The organism is Pseudomonas sp. 10C3, assembly GCF_036346185.1.
Taxonomy (GTDB): Bacteria; Pseudomonadota; Gammaproteobacteria; order Pseudomonadales; family Pseudomonadaceae; genus Aquipseudomonas.
Genome location: NZ_JASJVE010000011.1, coordinates 1 through 20,616, shown reverse-complemented (window position 1 = coordinate 20,616; position 20,616 = coordinate 1). Strand labels below are relative to the sequence as shown.

Below are 20,616 nucleotides of genomic sequence, written 5' to 3'. Positions count from 1 at the left end.
CCGTCCACATGAGCCATCGGTCATGTGAAAAATCAACGACAATACGAGATGGGGGGACAAAACGAAGCCTCAATAATAATTCTTTAAAAACATGACTTTATGCAACTAAAAAGCCGGCCACCAGCCGGCTTTTTAATGCCTGCGGGAAAGCCATTCTCATCTACGGGAAACCGCGACGGCCCTGCTAAAGCGCCCGCTCGGCTGGCGCTAAAAATTGAGGGTCGGTAGTGCCGGTGCAGTGCTTGCATATGCCAGACGGCGGAGTTAATTGCCGAGGAGAGTTCTGCAGTACAAAACCCTCTGCATCAGTATTGGATTAGCACGTTGCTTTCCCGATACCTGGTTTCCGTCATCGGTTTCTCGGCGCCAACAACTCAGAACGACCAACCTGCTCTCGGTTGCGTTCAGGTGCTCGAGGGTCTGAGAAGCCCGCCTCGGTGATGGCGGTATCCAGCCCCCGAAAGTGCGGGGCCGCTCTTGGGCTGCGTAGCGTCTCCATCCCCTCGTTCCAGGCATGCACCATGTGTTTGGCCACATCGCGCCAAGCGGGCTCGTTCTTTGCGGCCTCGATCACTTCCTTGCCCACGGCGACAGCAGACTCGCACAGTTGCTCGACCATTGCAGAGTACTGGCGCGCGGCAATACCTAAGCGGCCATTAGAAAAGGTCTCGAGCGTACGTACCGGCGTCCAGATTTGCCGACCGCCGACGGACAAACCTGGCGGGTTCGGTTGAAGCCCAGATAAGGCGTAGTGTCGTCCGAGCCTTTAATGATATGAAAACCGGTGCGCAGGGTGGGATTACCCAATGGCAAAGCGTCATGTGCAACATTCTGTGCGATGAACTTGGGCACAACGCCCGAAATGGCTGCACGTGCGTACCGACGTACCAGCGTCGCAAAATGCTCGGTCGTGTTTTCAGCGCTCAGCAGATGGCCTATTTCCAACGGCTCCATTTCGATGCCAGGCATGACGCCTTCAGGCGTCACCGTCACTCGGCCAATTCCCGCGCCGCCAATTACGGCCAACAGTGACAAGTCAGTGCCGTCAAGCAACGCACCAAACTCTTCGCGGATTACCCCCAGCAAATACCCCTCAGGCAGGTTCTGCCGAAAAAACGGGAAAAGATCGCGAGGCCAGCGCCAGGGGGCTTCACGGACGGGCAACGTCAAGCTGACAAAATCCTCCGCAGTTGTACCTGGAAGGCATTTTCAAGACGTACTCATCACGCTCTCGATAGAGCTTGGCGACCGTTTTTCCGCTGACATGGACATCTAGAATCATGAATCAACCCCCCCTGAACGCTGCTCGGCCAGAATGGCCTCGACCGTACGTTCATGACCGGCCTTCACCAGCTTTAAGTCATACCCGGCGGCTTCCAATAAACGGACAAGAGCCGAGACGCTCATATCACCTTTAGCCATGGTTTCCATACGCACCACCGTCGAACGTGATACGCCGGCACGGCTGGCCAAGGCATCCTGACTCAAGCGAGCCTCACCTCGCGCCTGTTTCAGCATTTCGGACACATCAAACAGGGTGCTCATTTGTAGCCCTCAAGCATCAACTCGTGTGTTTCTAGTGAACGAATGCCATAACGTCATCAACCCATCTTTCCGACGGTTGCCGTAATTCCCACGCCAACTTGATGCGTATGCACACTTTTACGAAGGCCCACCCAGACCACCCGCTTATGAGTGGCAAAAAACGCAACACCTATCCGAATAAGTGCTACCAATCTCCTGCATCTGTTATCGTCAGCGGACTTCATCTCCTCCTCGCCAGCATTTCTAGCGGCAATCTGTGAGCATGCTCTGCGGCGCTGCCTTTTCGGTTCGCTGGTGTGATTGTTTACGGAAAGAATCCAATGGACGAGTGCAGTTCAGGCGATGGTGCACGACTGTTACGCGCCGAAGGTATAGTCGAGTCCCGTCGGCAGGAGACGTTGCTCAAGACTGGCGCCTTGCAGGACGCTATCTTTAATAGCGCCTATTTCTCCAGTATTGCCACTGACGAAAAGGGTGTGATCCAGATTTTCAACGTCGGCGCGGAGCGCATGCTCGGCTATGAGGCCCAGGATGTCGTCAACCTGATCACGCCGGCCGATATCTCTGACCCTGCAGAGTTGATCGCGCGCGCTGCCACGCTCAGCCTGGAATTGGACACACCTATCACTCCTGGCTTCGAGGCCCTTGTATTCAAAGCATCGCGGGGCATCGAGGACATCTACGAGCTGACCTACATCCGTAAGGACGGCAGTCGTTTCTCGGCCATTGTCTCGGTGACTGCTCTGCGCGATGCCCAGGACGACATCATCGGTTATCTGTTGATCGGCACTGACAACACAGCACGCAAGCAGGAGGAAGCCGCCCAGGCATTGCTCGATCAGCGCTTGCGCGATCAGCAGTTCTACACGCGCTCCCTGATCGAATCCAATATCGATGCGTTGATGATGACCGATCCCCAAGGGATCATCTCCGACGTCAACCAACAAATGATGGCCCTCACCGGTCGTACCCGTGATGAGCTGATCGGCGCACCCTGCAAAAAATTCTTTACCGATCCGGTGCGCGCGGATGCAGCCATCAAACGCGTACTCAGTGAGCACAAGGTCAGCGACTATGAGCTGACGGTGCGCGCGCATAACGGCACGGAGACGGTGGTGTCTTACAACGCCGCCACGTTTCATGACCGCGACCGCAAGCTACAGGGGGTTTTCGCCGCAGCCCGTGACGTGACCGAGCGCAAACGCTTCGAGCGCACCTTGGAGGAAAAGAATATCGAGCTGGAACATGCCAACCGCATGAAGTCGGAATTTCTGGCCACCATGTCGCACGAATTACGCACACCCCTGAACGCCATCATCGGTTTTTCCGAGGCGCTCAAGGATGGTCTGGCGGGTGAGATGAGCGCGACTCAGTTCGAATATGTCGGTGATATTTTCACCAGCGGCCAGCATTTGCTGTCTCTGATCAATGACATCCTCGACCTGTCCAAGGTTGAAGCCGGGATGATGGCCCTGGAACTGGAAGCGGTTGACCTGCAGAGTTTGCTGGGCAATAGCTTGTCAATCGTCAGGGAAAAGGCGGCGGCCCAGCGCATCCGTCTTGAGCTGGACACCGCTGAAGACTTCGGCGTACTCGTGCTGGACCCGCGCAAGACCAAGCAAATTGTCTACAACTTGCTGGCCAACGCGGTCAAGTTCAGTGCGAGCGGTGGCCGTGTCATCCTCTCGGCCCGTCGGGTTGATCGCGATGTGGTGGGAACACTGGCTGGCGAGTGGCCGGTGTACGGCTTCCCCCTCGCCGACAGCGAACATAAGCAATTCCTTGAACTCTGTGTGAGCGATACAGGCATCGGTATTTCCCAAGAGGACATGGCCAAGCTGTTCCAGGCGTTCAGCCAGATCGACAGCAGCCTGGCACGAAAATTCGAGGGCACGGGACTGGGGCTGGCGATGGTCAAGCAACTCGCCCAATTACACGGCGGCAGCGTGGCCGTTGCCAGTCTGGTTGGGGCCGGCGCACGCTTTGTGGTCTGGCTGCCATTACGTGATTCAGGACAAACCCCGCGACCGCAGGTAACAAGAGCGACAACGCCATGGCCCATGTACTGATCGTTGAAGACAATGCAGCCAACATGAAGCTGGCCCGGCTGCTGCTCAGCAATGCGGGCCATACCGTGTTGTGTGCGGTGGACGCGGAAACCGGCCTGACACTCGCGCGCGAGCAACAACCGGACTTGATCCTGATGGACATTCAGTTGCCCGGGATGGACGGGCTTGCCGCTACCGCCTTGCTCAAGCAGGACTCTGCCACGGCCAATATTCCCGTCATAGCGCTGACGGCGATGGCCATGAAGGAGGATAAGGAAAAGAGTCAGATCGCCGGCTGCGACGGTTACATCGCCAAGCCTCTGCGCTACCGGGAACTGTACGCTGCGATCGACACGTTGTTGACCAACCGCGCAGGGCCGAGCGCCCCTCACATGACTCCGCCCGAGCCAAACCCATGATCAGTTCATCTGCAACCGTATTGATCGTCGATGACGACCCCCAGGTACGCAAGCTGCTGGAATTGCTATTGCAGCACGAGGGCTATCGGACCCGCACCGCAGTGAGTGGCGAACAGGCGTTGGCAACGATCAAGTACGCCCAGCCAGACCTGATTCTGCTCGACGTCATGATGCCTGGGATGGATGGCTGTCAGGTCGCCAGCCATCTCAAGGCAAACGCCGAGACCTCAAGTATTCCAATCATCATGCTAACCGCGTTGAGCGACCGCAGCTCGCGCCTGGCTGCTCTGGAAGCCGGCGTCGAAGAGTTCCTGAGCAAGCCGGTGGACCGGGCCGAACTGTGGCTGCGTGTGAGAAATTTGCTGCGACTCAAAACGTTTGGCGACTTGCTTCGCAAACACAGCGCAAAACTGGAGGATCAGGTACAGCAACGCTCTGCAGATCTGCAGCAGTTTCGCGCGGCGATGGACGTCACTGCGGACGCGATCACACTTATCCATCGCAGCACCTTGCGCTTCGTCGAATTCAATGCGAGCGCCTGTGACATGCTCGGGTATAGCCGCGAAGAACTGTTGCAGATGTGCCCCGGTGAACTGGACGGCTCTTCCACGGCGGATTTGCAGGTGCTGTTTGACGATATTATCACCGGCCAAAATGCCAATGAATTGACCGAAACCCAATTGCGGTGCAAGAACGGCTCGCACGTGCAGGTCGAGATTCGCCGTCAGGCTTATCGCTCGGGAGAGGAATGGATCATCGTCGGGGTCGTGCGCGACATCACCGAGCGCAAAGAGGCCGATAAGCGCCTGCTGCATATGGCCCATTACGATGCCCTCACCGGCCTGCCCAACCGCACCCAGTTTTATGCCACCCTGCAAATCACCCTCGCTCAAGCCGCAGACAATGGATGGCAAGTGGCGGTCCTGTTCATTGATCTGGACCACTTCAAGAACGTCAATGAAACCTTCGGGCACGCCATCGGCGACGAACTGTTACGCCAGCTCAGTAATCGTCTGGTGCAATGCGTGAACATCAGGGACACCGTCGGACGGCTGGGCGGCGATGAGTTTGCGCTCATCCTGATGACGCAGGACGGCCAGAAAGGCGCGACCTCAATGGTCAAAAAAGTCCGCGAGGAACTGCGTGTACCCTTCCATCTAAAGGGCCATGAAGTCTCGGTGACCGCAAGCATCGGGATTGCCCTCTACCCCGACGATGACGCCGCTCCTGATACCTTGATCAAATTCGCCGACACCGCCATGTATCGGGCCAAGCAAGCCGGTCGCGACAGCTATCGATTCTTTACCGCCGAAATGAACACTGAGGTATTGGCCCGCCTTGATCTGGAAACAGCCCTGCGCAAAGCCGTGGAGAATGAAGAGTTCGTCCTGCACTATCAGCCCAAAGTGCGCCTGAGCGACGGGCGCGTCTGCGGCCTGGAAGCCTTGTTGCGCTGGGAACGTCCCGGTCATGGTTTGATTTCACCCAATGCCTTTATTCCGGCCCTGGAAGAGACCGGGATGATCATCCAGGTCGGCAAATGGATAATTGCCACTGCCTGTCAGCAGATCGCCCAGTGGCAACGCTCGGGCATCGGCCCGGTTCAAGTGTCAGTAAACGTTTCGGCCCGCCAATTCAATGAGGGCGAGTTGTGGACCGATATCATCCGCGCCCTCACGGACAACCATGTTGCAGCCGATTTACTGGAACTGGAACTGACCGAAAGCTCACTCATGATCAATACCGAGCGCACCATCGTCAGCCTGCAAAAATTGCGCGGCCTGGGCATCAAGGTGTCCATCGATGACTTCGGCACCGGCTATTCGAGCCTGTCCTACCTGCGCCGGTTTCAAATCGATACGCTGAAAATCGATATCTCCTTTATTCGTGAAGTTACCGTCAACTCGGAAGACGCCGCCATCGTCCTGGCCATCATCCACCTGGCGCATAGCCTGAAACTGGATGTGATTGCCGAAGGCGTGGAAACCGTCGAGCAAATGGACTTCCTGCTACGCAACCACTGCGATCAGATTCAAGGCTACCTGTTCAGTCGTCCGCTGGGACTGCATGCCATCGATCAGTTACTGCGCGAGGATAAACGCCTGACATTGCAGGCCCCATCCAAAGTGCGCCAGCCGCTGTAAATTCAGCGTTACCGCCGATCCCCATCAAACAACCGAAGTCCAAACTGTTGCCACGCAAACAGCCATAAAACACTTTGCCCCCGCAGCAACAGTCCGCTCCGCCTAAAAAAACACCTAATCCTATATAAATCAGGAGGTTGTTCTTCTGGTACACCTTTTGCTCTTTCTTGGCTGTCGACGTGTTTCTCACAGACTTGCCCAAGCAAGCCCCGATTACAAAGCCGTACTTGCCCTGCGTTGCACGCCCCGTCGCTCCTCACCTTGCTCGAGGCCAGTGACGTCCACCCCTGCAACGAGGATTGTGTTCATGAGTCTCGATATTTTCTGGTTTCTGCCCACCTCCGGCGACACCCGGTATTTGGGCAAGTCCGACAGCGGTCGCCCGGCCACCAACGAATACATGCGGCAGATCGCTGTGGCCGCCGAGAACCTTGGCTATGACGGTCTGTTGATCCCGACAGGCAGCAGCTGCCTCGACCCGTGGATCACCGCCGCCAGCCTGGTGCCCGTAACCCAGCGCATCAAACTGCTGGTGGCGCTGCGCACCTCGCTCGGCAACCCCACTGCGTCTGCGCGCCAGGCTGCGACCCTGGACCAGGCGTGCCACGGACGCCTGCTGCTCAACGTGGTGCCCGGTGGTGATGCCACTGAATTAGCCGCCGATGGCATTTTCCTCGATCACGATCAGCGCTACGAAGCCGCCGATGAATTCCTCACCGTATGGCGCCAACTACTCAGCGGCGAAACCGTGGATTTCGCTGGCAAGCATGTGCGGGTAGAAGGCGCGCAAAACTTCTTCCCACCGGTCCAGCGCCCTCATCCGCCGCTGTATTTCGGCGGTTCTTCACCGGCCGCCCATGAACTGGCAGCCAAGCATGTCGACGCCTACCTGACGTGGGGCGAGCCGCCTGCCGCCGTGGCCGAGAAAATCGCCGACGTGCGCGCCCGCGCCAAAAAACACGGCCGTACGGTGCACTTTGGCGTGCGCCTGCATGTGATTGTGCGCGAAACCAACGAGCAAGCCTGGGCCGCCGCCGAGGAACTGATCAGCCACCTCGACGACGACACCATCGCTGACGCGCAACAGAACTACGCGAAGATGGACTCCGAAGGCCAACGGCGCATGGCCGCCCTGCATGGCGGGCAACGCGACAAGCTGGAAGTGTCGCCTAACCTTTGGGCCGGTGTTGGCTTGGTCCGAGGTGGTGCGGGTACCGCGCTGGTCGGTGATCCACAGACCGTCGCCGCACGCCTGCTGGAATACGCTGCCCTTGGCGTCGACCGCTTTGTCCTGTCTGGCTACCCCCATCTGGAAGAAGCCTTCCGCTTCGCTGAACTGGTGTTCCCGTTGCTGCCGGGCAAGCAGCCGGTCACCGTGAGCGATCAGGTCTTGACCGGGGGAGCGTTCGACGTTCGCGCCGGCAAGAAACCAGCAACAGATGAGGCCGCCGCATGAAAGTCATCGATATGCGCTGCCGGCCGGCGTACCTCCATGACTTCTTCGGCGCCACACCCGGCTCCCCGGAATACGCCACCGCACGTTGGCTCAATCGTCGAGTGGGTACTCGCGGCAATGATGAGCACTTCGCCCGCTCGCTGACGCCCGAGGGTTTCCTCGACGAAGTACGCGATGCCGGACTAAGCAAGGCGGTGGTGGTCGGCCGTCACACCCCTAGCCAGCATCTGCCCAACGATCTGATCCACGGCATCGTTCAGGGCCATGACGAACTGCTCGGCATCGGCAGTATCGACCCGGCGCTGCAAGGCATCGACGGTGCTATTACCGAAATCGACCGTGCGATCAACCTGCTCGGACTGGTTGGCATCGACCTGGAGCCGGGCTTCGGGGCGCCTGCTCGTCATCCGGACGATGCGCTGTATTGGCCGATCTACGAACACCTGGAACAGCGCTGCATCCCCCTGTTCCTGATGAGCGGCCCGACCACCCCCGACCCGGCATTCAACAACCCTGGGCACCTGGCAAAAGTCGCCCAGGCGTTCCCGCAACTGCCCATCGTCTGCTACCACGGCTACTGGCCGAACGTGCAGCAGGCCATCGGCGTCGCCTTCCGCTACCCGAACATTTATCTGGTGCCGGACATGTATCTGTTCCAGCCCGGTAGCGAAGCCTATGTCCAGGCGTCTAACGGTTTTCTTGCCGACCAGTTGCTGTTTGGCTCGTCCTACCCGTTCAGGCCGATTCGCCAGTCCATCGACGACGCCCAGGCCCTCGGCTTCAACGAATCAGCACTCGACAAGCTGCTTTATGGCAACGCCGCAAGGCTGTTCGGACTGTAACGCCGTCTGGATGAACGTCGGGCAAGCACCTGTCTATAGGGGGGCTGCCCGGCGCATGAACCTCGGTGACGGCCTGCGCCCTAGCCAATCAAGGAGTCACCTGTGACCACCCCAAACGATCCCTTGCAGATCGCCCGTCGTCTGGCGGCCGGATTTGCCACGACCGCTGCCGAGCGTGACGAACGCGGCGGCACCCCCAAGGCCGAGCGCGACGCCCTGCGAGATAGCGGCTTGCTTGCCCTCAGTATTCCCCGCGAGTTCGGCGGCATGGGTGCCAGCTGGAGCGAAGCCCTGAATATCGTTCGCGAGTTCGCCAAAGTCGACAGCTCCATCGCCCACGTCTTCGGCTTCCAGCATTTGATGCTGGCCACCGTGCGTCTGTTCGCCAGGCCAGATCAATGGCAACCCTTGCTGGAACAAACCGCCCGCAAGAACTGGTTCTGGGGCAACGCCCTCAATCCTCTGGACACCCGCACGATAGCGACCCGTTTCGACGGCTGGCGCGAGTTCTCCGGCACCAAGAGTTTCTGTTCCGGCTCCAGCGACTCCGACATGCTGATCGCCTCGGCGCTGGATGAAAGCGCCAGTGGCAAGTTGCTGATTGCGGCCATTCCCACCGACCGTATTGGCATCACGCTGCATGGCGACTGGAACAACATGGGCCAACGCCAGACCGACAGCGGCAGCGCCAGCTTTGAACGCGTGCGGGTCGAGGAGAACGAACTGCTCCTCGACCCGGGTCCGTTGAGTACGCACTTTTCCAGCCTGAGGCCATTGCTCGCGCAACTGACCTTCGTCAACCTGTTCCTGGGGATCGCCGAAGGCGCCTTCGAACAGGCTCGCGACTATACGGTTAATGAGGCGCGCCCCTGGTTCAAGGCCGATGTCAGTAAAGCCGTTGACGATCCGTACGTGCTGGCCCACTACGGGGAATTCTGGGCGGGGCTGGAGGCCGTTCGCGCACTGGCCGAACGGGCCAATACACGGTTCGACCACGCCTGGAATAAAGCCGAGGACCTGGAAGCCGAGGAACGCGCGCAACTGGCCCTCGCCATCGGCAGCGCCAAAGTCTACGCCACGAGAATCGGCCTGGACGTGTGCAACCGTTTGTTCGAAGTCACCGGCGCACGCGCGACCAACGCGTCGCGGCGCTTCGATCGCTACTGGCGCAACCTGCGCACTCAGACCCTGCACGACCCTGTGGACTATCGCATCCGCGAACTCGGCGAGTGGGCGTTGAAGCAGACACCGCCTACTCCCAGTTTTTATTCCTGAGCCCTAACCTCGCAGGAAATTGATTGCCGGGCCGGGCTTGCTGCCCGGCCTTTCCGAGCACCGAACCGTACTGTTGGCTATTGCCCAATCAAACAGCAAAGTGTTGCCCGGCCAACACTTACACCCCCCCTAAAAACAACCAGCCCCCTTGTATTACCTGGCTTTCCTGACTCGGCACGGACTGTGCAATCTCGACATAAACAATCATTCATGTGCCGCGTGCGCTTAATGAACCTATCGAGTAAGGAGTTAACCGACTATGGCATCTCGCATTATTCTCAATGCATTCGACATGACGTGCGTTAGCCACCAGGCCGCTGGCACTTGGCGTCACCCAGAAAGCCAAGCGTGGAAATACAAGGACCTCGACTACTGGGTCGACCTGGCGAAGTTGCTTGAGCGTGGTTATTTCGACTCGCTATTCATCGCCGATGTCGTGGGTGTCTATGACGTTTATCGGGGCTCGGTGGAAACCTCGCTGATTGATGCCGATCAAGTGCCAGTGAACGACCCGTTCTTTCAGGTACCGGCCATGGCCACCGTGACCAAACACTTGGGTTTCGGTGTGACCTCCGCGCTGACCTACGAGCAGCCGTATGCCCTTGCGCGCAAGTTCTCCACCCTTGACCACCTGACCAAAGGCCGCGTGGCCTGGAACGTCGTGACCTCCTACTTGAACAGCGCGGCGGTCAATCTCGGCCTCAAGCAGCAGATCTCCCACGACGAACGCTATGACATCGCCGACGAGTTTCTGGATGTCACCTACAAACTGTGGGAGGGTTCCTGGGATGAAGACGCGGTGCTGCGCGACCGTGAGAAAGGCATCTTCACCGACCCGAGCAAGGTTCACCCCATCGGCCACAAAGGCAAGTATTTCGACGTGCCCGGCATCCACCTGTCCGAGCCGTCGCCGCAACGCACCCCGGTAATTTTCCAGGCCGGCGCTTCCACCCGTGGTCGCGCCTTTGCCGCCAAGCATGCCGAAGGCGTGTTCATCAGCCCGGCCACTCCAGAACAGGCGCGGGAGGTCTCCGATGACATCCGCAACCGCGCCGTAGAGGCAGGCCGGACACGCGATTCGCTGAAAATATTCACGCTGCTTACGGTGATCACTGCCGAAAGCGATGAGGCTGCGCAAGCCAAATACCAGGAATACCTGGGCTACAGCAATGGCGAAGGTATGTTGTCGTTCTACGGCGGCTGGACCGGCATCGACTTCTCCGAGTACGACCCGGATCAACCGCTGGAAGCCATCGACAACGACAGCATTCGCTCGGTACTGGAACTGCTCGCCACTGCCGACCCACACCGTAAATGGACACCGCGCGACATCATCAAGCACCGCAGCATTGGCGGCCTTGGCCCCGTACTGGTGGGTGGCCCGAAAACCGTGGCCGATGAACTGGAACGTTGGGTGGATGTCGGCGGTATCGACGGTTTCAACCTGGCCTATGCCATCACACCCGGATCGTTTGTGGACTTCGTCGAGTACATCGTCCCCGAATTGCAACGCCGGGGGCGTGTGCGCACCTCGTATGAGGGCAGCACCTTGCGAGAAAACCTGCTCGACAGCGACTCGGCGTACGCCGCGGCCGACCACCCTGCCGCTCAGTATCGAGGTGCGTTCAAGAACGGGGCAAACGCCACCGACCAGACCAAACCGTCCAAGTTTTCCAACCTGACCTGACGCGCAGTATCGTCCAAGAGGCGTTCAATCAATGTCTAGCCATCAACCGTTAAACCCGCTGTCGCTTGGTACCGATTACGAGCAGCTCGCTGCGCGCTTCAGGCCGATTTTCGCGCGTATTGCCGAAGGCGCGGTGGAGCGTGAACGCAACCGAGTGCTGCCCTTCGAGCAGATAAAATGGCTGAAAGAGGCCGGTTTCGGCGCTGTGCGCATCCCGGTTGAACACGGCGGAGCCGGTGCCTCGCTGCCACAACTGGTCCAGTTGCTGATCGAGCTGGCCGAGGCCGACTCCAATCTGCCGCAGGCGCTGCGTGGTCACCTGGCCTTTGTCGAGGACCGTCTTAACGCCCACGCCACAAGCGCCCAGGACGTCTGGTTCAAACGCTTCGTCGCCGGTGAACTGGTCGGCAACGCCTGGACCGAGGTGGGCGGCGTGAGGATCGGCCAGGTCATCACCCGCGTCAGCCGTCAGGGCGAGCAGTGGGTCGTGAATGGCACCAAGTACTACAGCACCGGCAGTCTCTTCGCCGACTGGATCGACCTGTATGCCCAGCGCGATGACAACGGTGCCGATGTGATCGCTGCTGTCAGGGTCCAGCAACCGGGCGTCCGTCAGAGCGACGACTGGGACGGCTTCGGTCAGCGCACCACCGGCAGCGGAACGTCGGTATTCGAGAACGCCGTGGTCGAAGAAGAGAACATCATCGACTTCTCCACCCGCTTCAAATACCAGACAGCCTTCTATCAACTGACGCTGCTGGCCGTGCTGGTGGGTTCCGGTCGCGCTGCCGTGCGCGACATCGCCGAGGAAGTGCGCACGCGTACGCGCATCTTCAGCACGGGCAACGCGTCGTCCGCCAGCGCAGATGCTCAGGTCCAACAAGTCGTGGGCAAGGCGTCGGCCCAGGTCTACGCCGCCGAAGCAGCTGCAATCCGGGCCGCGCACGCCTCGCAGCGGGCCTACGTCACCCGCTATGGCAAGGACGAGCAAGCGGAACGCGATGCCAACATCGCCGCAGAGCTGGAGTCTGCCCAGGCGCAGGTGGCGATCGCCGAGCTGGTGCTGCGCGCCACCAGCGACCTGTTCAATGCACTGGGCGCATCGGCCACCAGCACCACCAAGCAACTCGACCGGCACTGGCGCAATGCCCGCACAACGGCGTCGCACAATCCGCTGATCTACAAGGAGCGCATCATCGGCGACTGGGAGATCAACGGCACCGAGCCGCCTTATGTCTGGCAGATCGGAGGGGGCAGCAAACAGACTGCCTGATAAACCGGGTATCGCCCACTGACTACAAAGGCCAGCGCTTGCGCTGGCCTTTGTCTATTCCGCGCAGCAGAAAACGACTGTCTGGCCAGCAACAGAACTTCATCAGCACTGTCACTCGACAGACACTTTCGCGCAATCATATAGAAATAAAATCGTTTAAAAACAATAACTTAATATCTGGCATAAAGCCTGCAGAAGGTCTTGTGCTGCCCTGCATACCGGATGTACGGACGTGGTGGAGCAAACCCTATCGGCGTTTAAAACGCTGTCCGTTACACCTGGAATCAAGGAAGTGCTTTATGCAGTATCGCTGGCTAAAACGTACAACCCTCGGGGCCCTGCTATGTGTCGCGGCGCCACTGGTCTACGCAGAAAGCCCGTGGCAAGTGCGCGTAGGTATCAGCGACATCGTGCCTACCTCCGACCCCGGCAACATCACGCCCGGGACCATAGACATCAATAGTTCTATCGGTCCCACCTTCAACATCGCCTACTTCATCACCCCTAACTGGGCCATCGATGTACTGGGCGGCCTGCCGTTCAAACACGACATCAAGCTCAACGGAGAGAAGGTTGGCAGCACCCGCCACTTGCCGCCGATTGTTTCGCTGCAGTACCACTTCTTGCCCGGCGCCAAAGTACAGCCCTTCGTAGGCGTAGGCATCAATTACACCTACTTCTTCGACGAGCATCTGGACAACGGCGCCAAACTTGAACTCTCCGACTCATGGGGTGCGGCCTTTCAGGCCGGTGTGGATGTGGCCATCGACGAGCACTGGAGTCTGGGCGCTGACGTGCGCTACGCGAAGATCAACAGCGACGTAAAAATCGCTGGCACCAAGGTCGGCAGTGTCGACGTCGACCCCACCATCTACAGCCTTAACCTCGGCTACCGCTTCTAAAGGAAATCATCATGAGCTCATTACCTAAAGTCGATACTGCCAGCCCGAGCGATCCGTACCTGCAGATCCAATCCAAAACACCCGCCACTCGCCTGGAAAGCGAGGCCCAGGCCATCAATGCCGCCAAGCGCCTAGCCAGCCAGTTCGCTCAGGAAACCATCCAGCGCGACCGCGAACGCCGACTGCCATTCGCCGAGCTGGACGCTTATTCGCAAAGCGGCCTGTGGAGCATCGTCGTGCCCAAACAGTTCGGCGGTTTAGGGGCCAGTTACCGTACCGTGGCCAAAGTCTTCAAATTGATCGCGGCCGCCGACGCCTCGCTAGGCCAATTGCCACAGAACCATTTCGTCATTCTCGTCCACATCGCGCTGGACGGTACTGAGGAGCAGAAGCGCTTCTTCTTCGACCTCGCGCTGTCCGGTACTCGTTTCGGCAACGCCTTCTCCGAACGTGGCGGGCGCAACGTTGCAGAGTTCCAGACCAAAATCAGCGCAGAGGGCGACGACTTCATCGTCGAAGGGCAGAAGTTTTTCTCCACCGGGGCCTTACTGGCGCACTGGATTCCTATCGTCGCGGTCAATGATGAGGGTTTGCCGCATCTGGCCATCGTCCCGCGCGATACCTCGGGGCTCAAGGTGGTCAACGACTGGTCCAGCTTCGGCCTGCGGACCACCGCAAGCGGGACGGTGTTGATCGACAAGGTCCGCGTACCGGCCAGTCATGTGATCCCGATCTGGCGCGCATTTGCCAACCCTACCGCTGCCGGGCCGATCTCCCAGTTTCTCCAGGCCGCCATCGACGCCGGTCTGGCCCGTAGCGCGCTGGAAGACACCCTGAAATATGTGCGCAGTTTCACTCGCCCCTGGATCGATTCAGGTCAGGAAAAGGCCACTGAAGACCCGTATATCCTGCAACAAATCGGCGACATCCAGGTGCGCCTGCGCGCCGCGGAAGCGGTCCTTGATCTGGCTGCCGACGCCATTGACCATGCCTTGCTCGATCCGAGCGAAGACAGCGTCGCAGTGGCCTCGATCCGCACCGCAGAAGCCAAGATACTCACCACCGAGGCCGCCATCCTGGCCAGCAACAAGTTATTTGAGCTGGCGGGCACCCGCGCCACGCTGGAGGAATACGGCCTCGACCGCCACTGGCGAAACGCACGCACCCATACACTGCACGACCCCGTGCGCTGGAAATTCCACGCCATCGGCAACTATGTCCTGAACGAGATCAAGCCGCCGCGTCATCCCTGGCTGTAAGCCTTACACCTCGTCGGCACAGTCGCACTGGCGAGGTGTATCCCCCACGAAAAGGCCTCCCCGAGCAGACAAAGCGCGTCCCTTTGGCGTAGCGTTATGGCCTCTGAGCAGCGTCCTTGATTTGCCCCGAAGCCGTTGCTCTGCTAGTGTCGCGCCGGTTTAACGTCTACCGAGATAGCCGCCATGGCCCGCAAGAAAGCTGCACCGGATTTCGAACAGTCCCTCGCTGATCTGCAAACGCTGGTTGAGCGCCTGGAGAACGGCGAGCTGTCGTTGGAGGATTCGTTGACCGCCTTCGAACAAGGTATCCGCCTGACCCGCGACTGCCAGGGCGCCTTGGCGCAGGCCGAGCAGAAGGTGCAGGTATTGCTCGAACGCGACGGTGAACTGACTGAAGAGCCCTTCGACGAGGATCAGCCAGAATGATTTCCACCTATCAGGCCCGCAGTCAGGCCCGCGTCAATGCGGCGCTGGATGGCCTGTTCCAGGCACCAAGCCCCGAACTGACCCGACTGTATGCTGCCATGCGCTACAGCGTGATGAACGGCGGCAAGCGTGTCCGGCCGCTGCTCGCTTATGCTGCCTGCGAAGCCTTGGGCGCCAACCCGGAGCTTGCCAACGGCGCGGCCTGCGCGGTGGAACTGATCCACGCTTACTCGCTGGTGCATGACGATTTACCGGCGATGGACGACGACGATCTGCGTCGCGGCCAACCCACTACCCATAAAGCCTTCGATGAAGCCTGCGCGATTCTTGCCGGTGACGGTCTGCAAAGCCTGGCATTCAGCGCATTACTCGACTCCGCGTTGTCGCCGCAAGATACCGAAACCCGCTTGAACATGGTCAGCACCCTGGCCCTGGCCGCAGGCCCGGCGGGCATGGTCGGTGGTCAGGCCATTGATTTGGGCTCCGTGGGCCTCAAGCTCGATCAGGCCGCCCTGGCCTTCATGCACCGGCATAAAACCGGTGCCTTGATCGAAGCCAGTGTAAAGCTCGGCGCTCTGGCCAGTGGCCGCGCCGAGAAAGCCGACCTCAAAGCCCTGCAAATTTATGCACAGGCCATTGGTCTGGCCTTTCAGGTGCAGGACGACATTCTCGACGTCGAAAGCGATACCGCCACCCTCGGTAAACGCCAGGGCGCCGATATTGCCCGCGACAAACCGACCTATCCGTCTCTGTTGGGCCTGGAAGCTGCCAAAGGCTACGCTCTGGAGCTACGTGATCAGGCGCTGCAGGCCCTGCGACCTTTCGACGCGTCGGCGGAGCCCTTGCGCGAACTTGCCCGCTATATCGTTGAGCGCCGTAGCTGAAATACACCGCAACAACAAGCTCACAGACAACCGTCAGATCTGAAAATCCACGAAATTAAAGCCACTGTCTGATCATCCTCTGCCGTGCTTCGTGGGCAGCTTGCGCTGCATCAGGTAAACTGCCGCCTCTTTTACTTATAACGATTCGCCTGATGCCCACGACGTTCAAAGAGATTCCCCGCGAGCGCCCCACTACGCCCCTGCTCGACCGCGCGGCAACGCCGGACGGCTTGCGTCGGTTGGGTGAGGCTGAGTTGGAAACCCTGGCTGATGAACTGCGCCAGGAGTTGCTCTACACCGTCGGCCAGACCGGCGGGCATTTTGGTGCCGGCCTGGGTGTCATCGAGCTGACTATCGCGCTGCACTACGTCTTCGATACCCCGGACGACCGCCTGGTCTGGGACGTGGGCCATCAGGCCTACCCACACAAAATTCTCACGGGCCGTCGGCACCGGATGGGCAGCCTGCGTCAGAAGGACGGCATCGCAGCCTTCCCGCGTCGCAGCGAGAGCGAGTACGACACCTTTGGTGTTGGCCACTCCAGCACGTCCATCAGCGCAGCGCTGGGCATGGCCCTGGCTTCCCGCCTGCAAGGCAGTTCGCGCAAGTCCATCGCCGTGATCGGTGACGGCGCCCTGACAGCCGGTATGGCCTTCGAGGCGCTGAACCATGCGCCGGAAGTGGCCGCCGACATGCTGGTGATCCTCAACGACAACGACATGTCGATCTCGCGCAACGTCGGCGGGCTGTCGAATTACCTGGCGAAAATCCTCTCGAGCCGCACTTACGCAAGCATGCGTGAAGGCAGCAAAAAAGTGCTGTCGCGCTTGCCTGGCGCGTGGGAAATCGCCCGTCGTACCGAAGAATATGCCAAAGGCATGCTGGTCCCCGGCACCTTGTTCGAAGAGCTAGGCTGGAACTACATCGGCCCGATCGACGGCCATGACCTGCCGACGCTGATCGCGACGCTGCGCAACATGCGTGACCTCAAAGGCCCACAGTTCCTGCACGTGGTCACCAAAAAAGGCAAAGGTTTCGCCCCGGCGGAAGCGGACCCGATTGGCTACCACGCGATTACCAAGCTCGAGCCTCTGGACGCCCCGGCCGTTGCACCGAAAAAAGCCAGCGGGCCGAAGTATTCCGGTGTGTTTGGCCAATGGCTGTGCGACATGGCCCAGGCCGACCCACGCCTGGTCGGCATAACGCCCGCCATGAAAGAAGGCTCGGACCTGGTCGAGTTCAGCGAACGCTACCCGGCGCGCTACTTCGACGTCGCCATCGCCGAGCAGCATGCGGTCACGCTGGCGGCGGGCATGGCCTGCGAAGGCGCCAAGCCGGTGGTGGCGATCTACTCCACCTTCCTGCAACGCGGCTACGACCAGTTGATCCATGACGTGGCCGTGCAGAACCTCGACGTGCTGTTCGCCATCGACCGCGCAGGTCTGGTGGGTGAAGACGGTCCGACCCACGCTGGCAGCTTCGATCTGTCTTACCTGCGCTGCATTCCCGGCATGCTGGTCATGACCCCCAGCGACGAGAATGAACTGCGCAAAATGCTCAGCACCGGTTTCCTGCATTCAGGCCCGGCGGCGGTGCGTTACCCACGCGGCACCGGCCCGAATGCGCTGATCGACAGCAGCCTTGAACCGCTGAAAATCGGCAAAGGCGTGGTGCGTCGCATCGGTCAGAACGTCGCGATACTGGTGTTTGGCGTGCAACTGGCCGAAGCCCTCAAGGTCGCCGAAACGCTGGATGCCACCGTCGTCGACATGCGTTTCGTCAAACCACTGGATGAAGCGCTGGTTCGAGAGATGGCGGCCAGTCATACCTTGCTGGTAACGATCGAAGAGAACGCGATCATGGGTGGCGCGGGCGCTGCGGTCAGCGAGTTTCTCGCCCGCGAAAACATCCTCAAGTCGGTGCTGCACCTGGGCTTGCCGGACAGCTACGTCGAGCACGCCAAGCCTGCGCAAATGCTGGCTGAATGCGGGCTGGATGCGCCGGGTATCGAAGCATCGATCCAACAGCGTCTGCACCTGATCGAACAGGCTTCACGCTAAGCCTGCCCCTCTGAAACGGCGCACACTCATTAACCCGGGTCGTGCGCCGGTTTTGCCTTATGCGACCTATATGACTCTGCGCCGCCTTGCCCTGACCCTTTCGTTATTGCCCGCCACGAACGCGCTGGCCGATACCCTTGAGCGCGATGCCGCGCTGAAACTGCCGGACATGCTGATCAGCGCCAACCGCCAGGTTGAAGAGCGCAGTACCAGCAGCGCCGCGAGCAGCGTATTCACCCGTGAAGACATCGAGCGCCTGCAACCCGGCAGCGTCAACGACCTGCTCAGCCGCGTGCCCGGCGTGCAAGTCGCACCGAGCGGCGGTCGCGGCAGCCTCCCGGGGATTTTCATTCGCGGGACCAAGTCGGCGCAGAGCCTGGTACTGGTCGACGGACAACGCATCGCCAATGCCACCTCGGCTGACAGCAATCTGCAGTTTCTCAGCGTCGATCAGATCGAGCGGGTGGAAGTGCTGCGCGGCTCACGCTCGGTGATCTATGGCGCAGACGCGATTGGCGGGGTGATTCAGATCTTTACCCGGCGTGGCGCTGAGCAGGGACTAAAGCCACGGTTAAAGATGGGCTACGGCAGCAATAATAGCTGGCAGCGCAGCATGGGACTGTCCGGGGGCGATCAGCAGACGCATTTCAACCTTGGCGTCAGCCTTGATGAAACCGCCGGGATCAACCGGTCGCAGGAGTCTTTCGCCAGCGACGGCGATGACGATGCCTATCGCAACAAGTCGCTGAGCCTGAACCTCAGCCATCAGCTCGATGACGATATCGAGATCGGCCTGAACCTGCTGGATAACCGCGGCAAGACCGAGTTCGACAACAGCTTCGGCCGCTATGACCCCGCCACGCAGAACAGCGTCGGGCAACAGCCGTACAGCAAGTTCGACCTGAGCAGCGTCAGTACCTATTTCGACGTGCGACTCAGCGAGCACTGGAAGTCCCGCCTGGAGCTGGGCCACAGCGAAAACCGCGACACGTCCCTCGACACGCTCAGCGACGACCGCAGCGTCTTCAATACCTACAGGGACTCGGCCAACTGGCAGAACACCCTGACGCTCAATGATCGGCACAGCCTGATACTGGGCACCGATTGGTACGAAGATCGGGTCAATAGCAGCACGGTATTCGATGAAGACAGCCGCTGGAATCGTGCCGCGTTTATCCAGCATCGTTATCAAAGCGAACATTTTTCAACGGAGCTCGGGCTCCGTCATGATCAGAACCAGCAGTTCGGCGGACAGAACACCTGGAGCGGCACGCTGACCGTGCCGATTAACCCCGACAACGACGTGCTGCTTTCGTACAGCGAAGGGTTTCGTGCGCCGACCTTTAACGACCTGTACTACCCCGACTTCAGCAACCCCAACCTGAAGCCCGAGCATTCAAAAAGCTATGAACTGCAATGGCGCAGCCGCCTGACCGAGACCAGCCGCCTGGAAGCATCGCTGTATCGCACCGACTTGCAGGACGCGATTGCGCTGGACGCCAACTACCGCCCGCAAAACCTTGCCTCGGCACGAATCAACGGCTTCGAAGCAGCGCTGCACCAAGAGCTGTTCGGCTGGCAAAGCAGCCTGGGGCTGGCGATTATCGACCCACGCGACCGTGACACTGGCTATACCCTGAACCGCCGTGCCCGGCGCACGTTCAGCCTGGATGTGGATCGTCAATTCGACCGGCTGGGCCTGGGCGCCACATGGCAAGCCTTCAGCCACAGCTACAACGACGAGAACAACCTGCAGCCCATCGGCGGTTACGCCCTGTTCGGCTTGCGCAGCAGTTGGGCGGCGAGTAATGAAGTCAAACTGGAACTGAAACTCGATAACGCTCTGGACAGACGTTACAGTCGAACGCTCTACAGCTTCGAAGGCAACAACTACGGCTATCGCGAAGAAGGCCGCACCTGGATGCTGAGTTTGACCTGGACACCGGAGTTGTAGCCACCACTCAGCGCCCAGCCGACTTGCCCTGGAAGTCTGGAGGCGCAACGAAACAAAAACCAACATAAGCCTGATGTTGTTCCGTGGCTCCCTCCTCCTTCTCTATATTCGGAAGCGTCCTACAACCTGCCTGTCCCCCGTGGTAATAAACTGTCCAGCCAGCGAAGAAAGGACTTACGCGTATGGCTAACCACGGTTACATGACCCTGACCGGCAAGACTCAAGGGCTGATTTCAGCGGGCTGCTCAACTCAGGATTCCATGGGCAACAAATATCAGTCAGACCATACCGACGAAATAATGGTGCTGTCTTACAACCACACCATGGCCAATATTGGAAATATCAACAGGCCAACCCACCACCCCATCATCATCACCAAAAACGTTGATAAATCGTCACCGTTACTCGCTCAAGCGCTCTCAAACAGAGAAGAAATAAACGG

General features: G+C 59.5%; 18 protein-coding genes. 15 read left to right on the top strand and 3 right to left on the bottom strand.

Annotated features, from left to right (window positions below):
* Window positions 1-349: 349 nt before the first annotated feature.
* From QN399_RS12210 to QN399_RS12200, 3 genes are all read right to left on the bottom strand, one after another.
* On the bottom strand, window positions 350-619 hold the full coding sequence (locus tag QN399_RS12210; RefSeq protein ID WP_322182230.1) for a hypothetical protein: 270 nt from the start codon (window positions 617-619) through the stop codon (window positions 350-352).
* Between the two features lie 26 nt (window positions 620-645).
* Window positions 646-1,170, bottom strand: coding sequence for a HipA N-terminal domain-containing protein (locus tag QN399_RS12205; protein ID WP_322182232.1), 525 nt, complete (start codon window positions 1,168-1,170; stop codon window positions 646-648).
* Window positions 1,171-1,278: 108 nt separating this feature from the next.
* Window positions 1,279-1,545 carry a helix-turn-helix transcriptional regulator gene (locus QN399_RS12200; protein ID WP_322182234.1) on the bottom strand — a complete coding sequence of 89 codons (267 nt, stop codon included), beginning with the start codon at window positions 1,543-1,545 and terminating at the stop codon, window positions 1,279-1,281.
* 320 nt (window positions 1,546-1,865) lie between these two features.
* Here QN399_RS12200 and QN399_RS12195 point away from each other — a divergent pair, with 320 nt between their 5' ends.
* The 15 genes from QN399_RS12195 to tssD all read left to right on the top strand — a co-directional run.
* Window positions 1,866-3,614: a PAS domain-containing sensor histidine kinase gene (locus QN399_RS12195; RefSeq protein WP_322218192.1), complete on the top strand. Its 1,749-nt coding sequence runs from the start codon at window positions 1,866-1,868 to the stop codon at window positions 3,612-3,614.
* Entirely contained in the window at window positions 3,599-4,012 is a 414-nt protein-coding gene (locus QN399_RS12190; protein ID WP_322182238.1) for a response regulator, read from the top strand. The genes QN399_RS12195 and QN399_RS12190 overlap by 16 nt, the downstream gene beginning before the upstream one ends.
* Window positions 4,009-6,156 carry an EAL domain-containing protein gene (locus QN399_RS12185; protein ID WP_330200991.1) on the top strand — a complete coding sequence of 716 codons (2,148 nt, stop codon included), beginning with the start codon at window positions 4,009-4,011 and terminating at the stop codon, window positions 6,154-6,156. Before QN399_RS12190 ends, QN399_RS12185 begins: the two co-directional genes overlap by 4 nt.
* A gap of 307 nt (window positions 6,157-6,463) precedes the next feature.
* Complete coding sequence (gene ssuD, locus QN399_RS12180) at window positions 6,464-7,612, top strand: FMNH2-dependent alkanesulfonate monooxygenase (protein WP_330200990.1); 1,149 nt, start codon at window positions 6,464-6,466, stop codon at window positions 7,610-7,612.
* Complete coding sequence (locus tag QN399_RS12175) at window positions 7,609-8,454, top strand: amidohydrolase family protein (protein ID WP_330200989.1); 846 nt, start codon at window positions 7,609-7,611, stop codon at window positions 8,452-8,454. The genes ssuD and QN399_RS12175 overlap by 4 nt, the downstream gene beginning before the upstream one ends.
* Before the next feature lie 102 nt (window positions 8,455-8,556).
* Entirely contained in the window at window positions 8,557-9,729 is a 1,173-nt protein-coding gene (locus tag QN399_RS12170) for an acyl-CoA dehydrogenase family protein (protein WP_330200988.1), read from the top strand.
* A 259-nt stretch (window positions 9,730-9,988) separates the two neighbouring features.
* A complete protein-coding gene (locus tag QN399_RS12165; RefSeq protein ID WP_322182246.1) occupies window positions 9,989-11,416 on the top strand; it encodes an LLM class flavin-dependent oxidoreductase in 1,428 nt (475 codons plus the stop codon).
* A gap of 31 nt (window positions 11,417-11,447) precedes the next feature.
* Window positions 11,448-12,689, top strand: a complete 1,242-nt coding sequence (locus QN399_RS12160) for an acyl-CoA dehydrogenase family protein (protein WP_322182248.1) — start codon at window positions 11,448-11,450, stop codon at window positions 12,687-12,689.
* Window positions 12,690-12,988: 299 nt separating this feature from the next.
* Window positions 12,989-13,591: an OmpW family outer membrane protein gene (locus QN399_RS12155; protein WP_322182250.1), complete on the top strand. Its 603-nt coding sequence runs from the start codon at window positions 12,989-12,991 to the stop codon at window positions 13,589-13,591.
* Between the two features lie 11 nt (window positions 13,592-13,602).
* Window positions 13,603-14,850 (top strand): SfnB family sulfur acquisition oxidoreductase, encoded by a 1,248-nt coding sequence (locus tag QN399_RS12150; RefSeq protein ID WP_322182252.1) that lies wholly within the window; start codon window positions 13,603-13,605, stop codon window positions 14,848-14,850.
* Window positions 14,851-15,033: 183 nt separating this feature from the next.
* Window positions 15,034-15,276 (top strand): exodeoxyribonuclease VII small subunit, encoded by a 243-nt coding sequence (locus QN399_RS12145; RefSeq protein ID WP_322182254.1) that lies wholly within the window; start codon window positions 15,034-15,036, stop codon window positions 15,274-15,276.
* Window positions 15,273-16,160, top strand: a complete 888-nt coding sequence (locus QN399_RS12140) for a farnesyl diphosphate synthase (protein WP_322182256.1) — start codon at window positions 15,273-15,275, stop codon at window positions 16,158-16,160. Before QN399_RS12145 ends, QN399_RS12140 begins: the two co-directional genes overlap by 4 nt.
* A 152-nt stretch (window positions 16,161-16,312) precedes the next feature.
* The gene (gene dxs, locus QN399_RS12135; protein ID WP_322182258.1) at window positions 16,313-18,220 is read left to right on the top strand and encodes a 1-deoxy-D-xylulose-5-phosphate synthase; all 1,908 of its coding nucleotides are present in this window, start codon (window positions 16,313-16,315) and stop codon (window positions 18,218-18,220) included.
* Between the two features lie 70 nt (window positions 18,221-18,290).
* Entirely contained in the window at window positions 18,291-20,174 is a 1,884-nt protein-coding gene (locus tag QN399_RS12130) for a TonB-dependent receptor (RefSeq protein ID WP_330200987.1), read from the top strand.
* A gap of 182 nt (window positions 20,175-20,356) precedes the next feature.
* A partial coding sequence (gene tssD, locus QN399_RS12125; protein ID WP_330200986.1) for a type VI secretion system tube protein TssD occupies window positions 20,357-20,616 on the top strand: 260 nt, incomplete at its 3' end.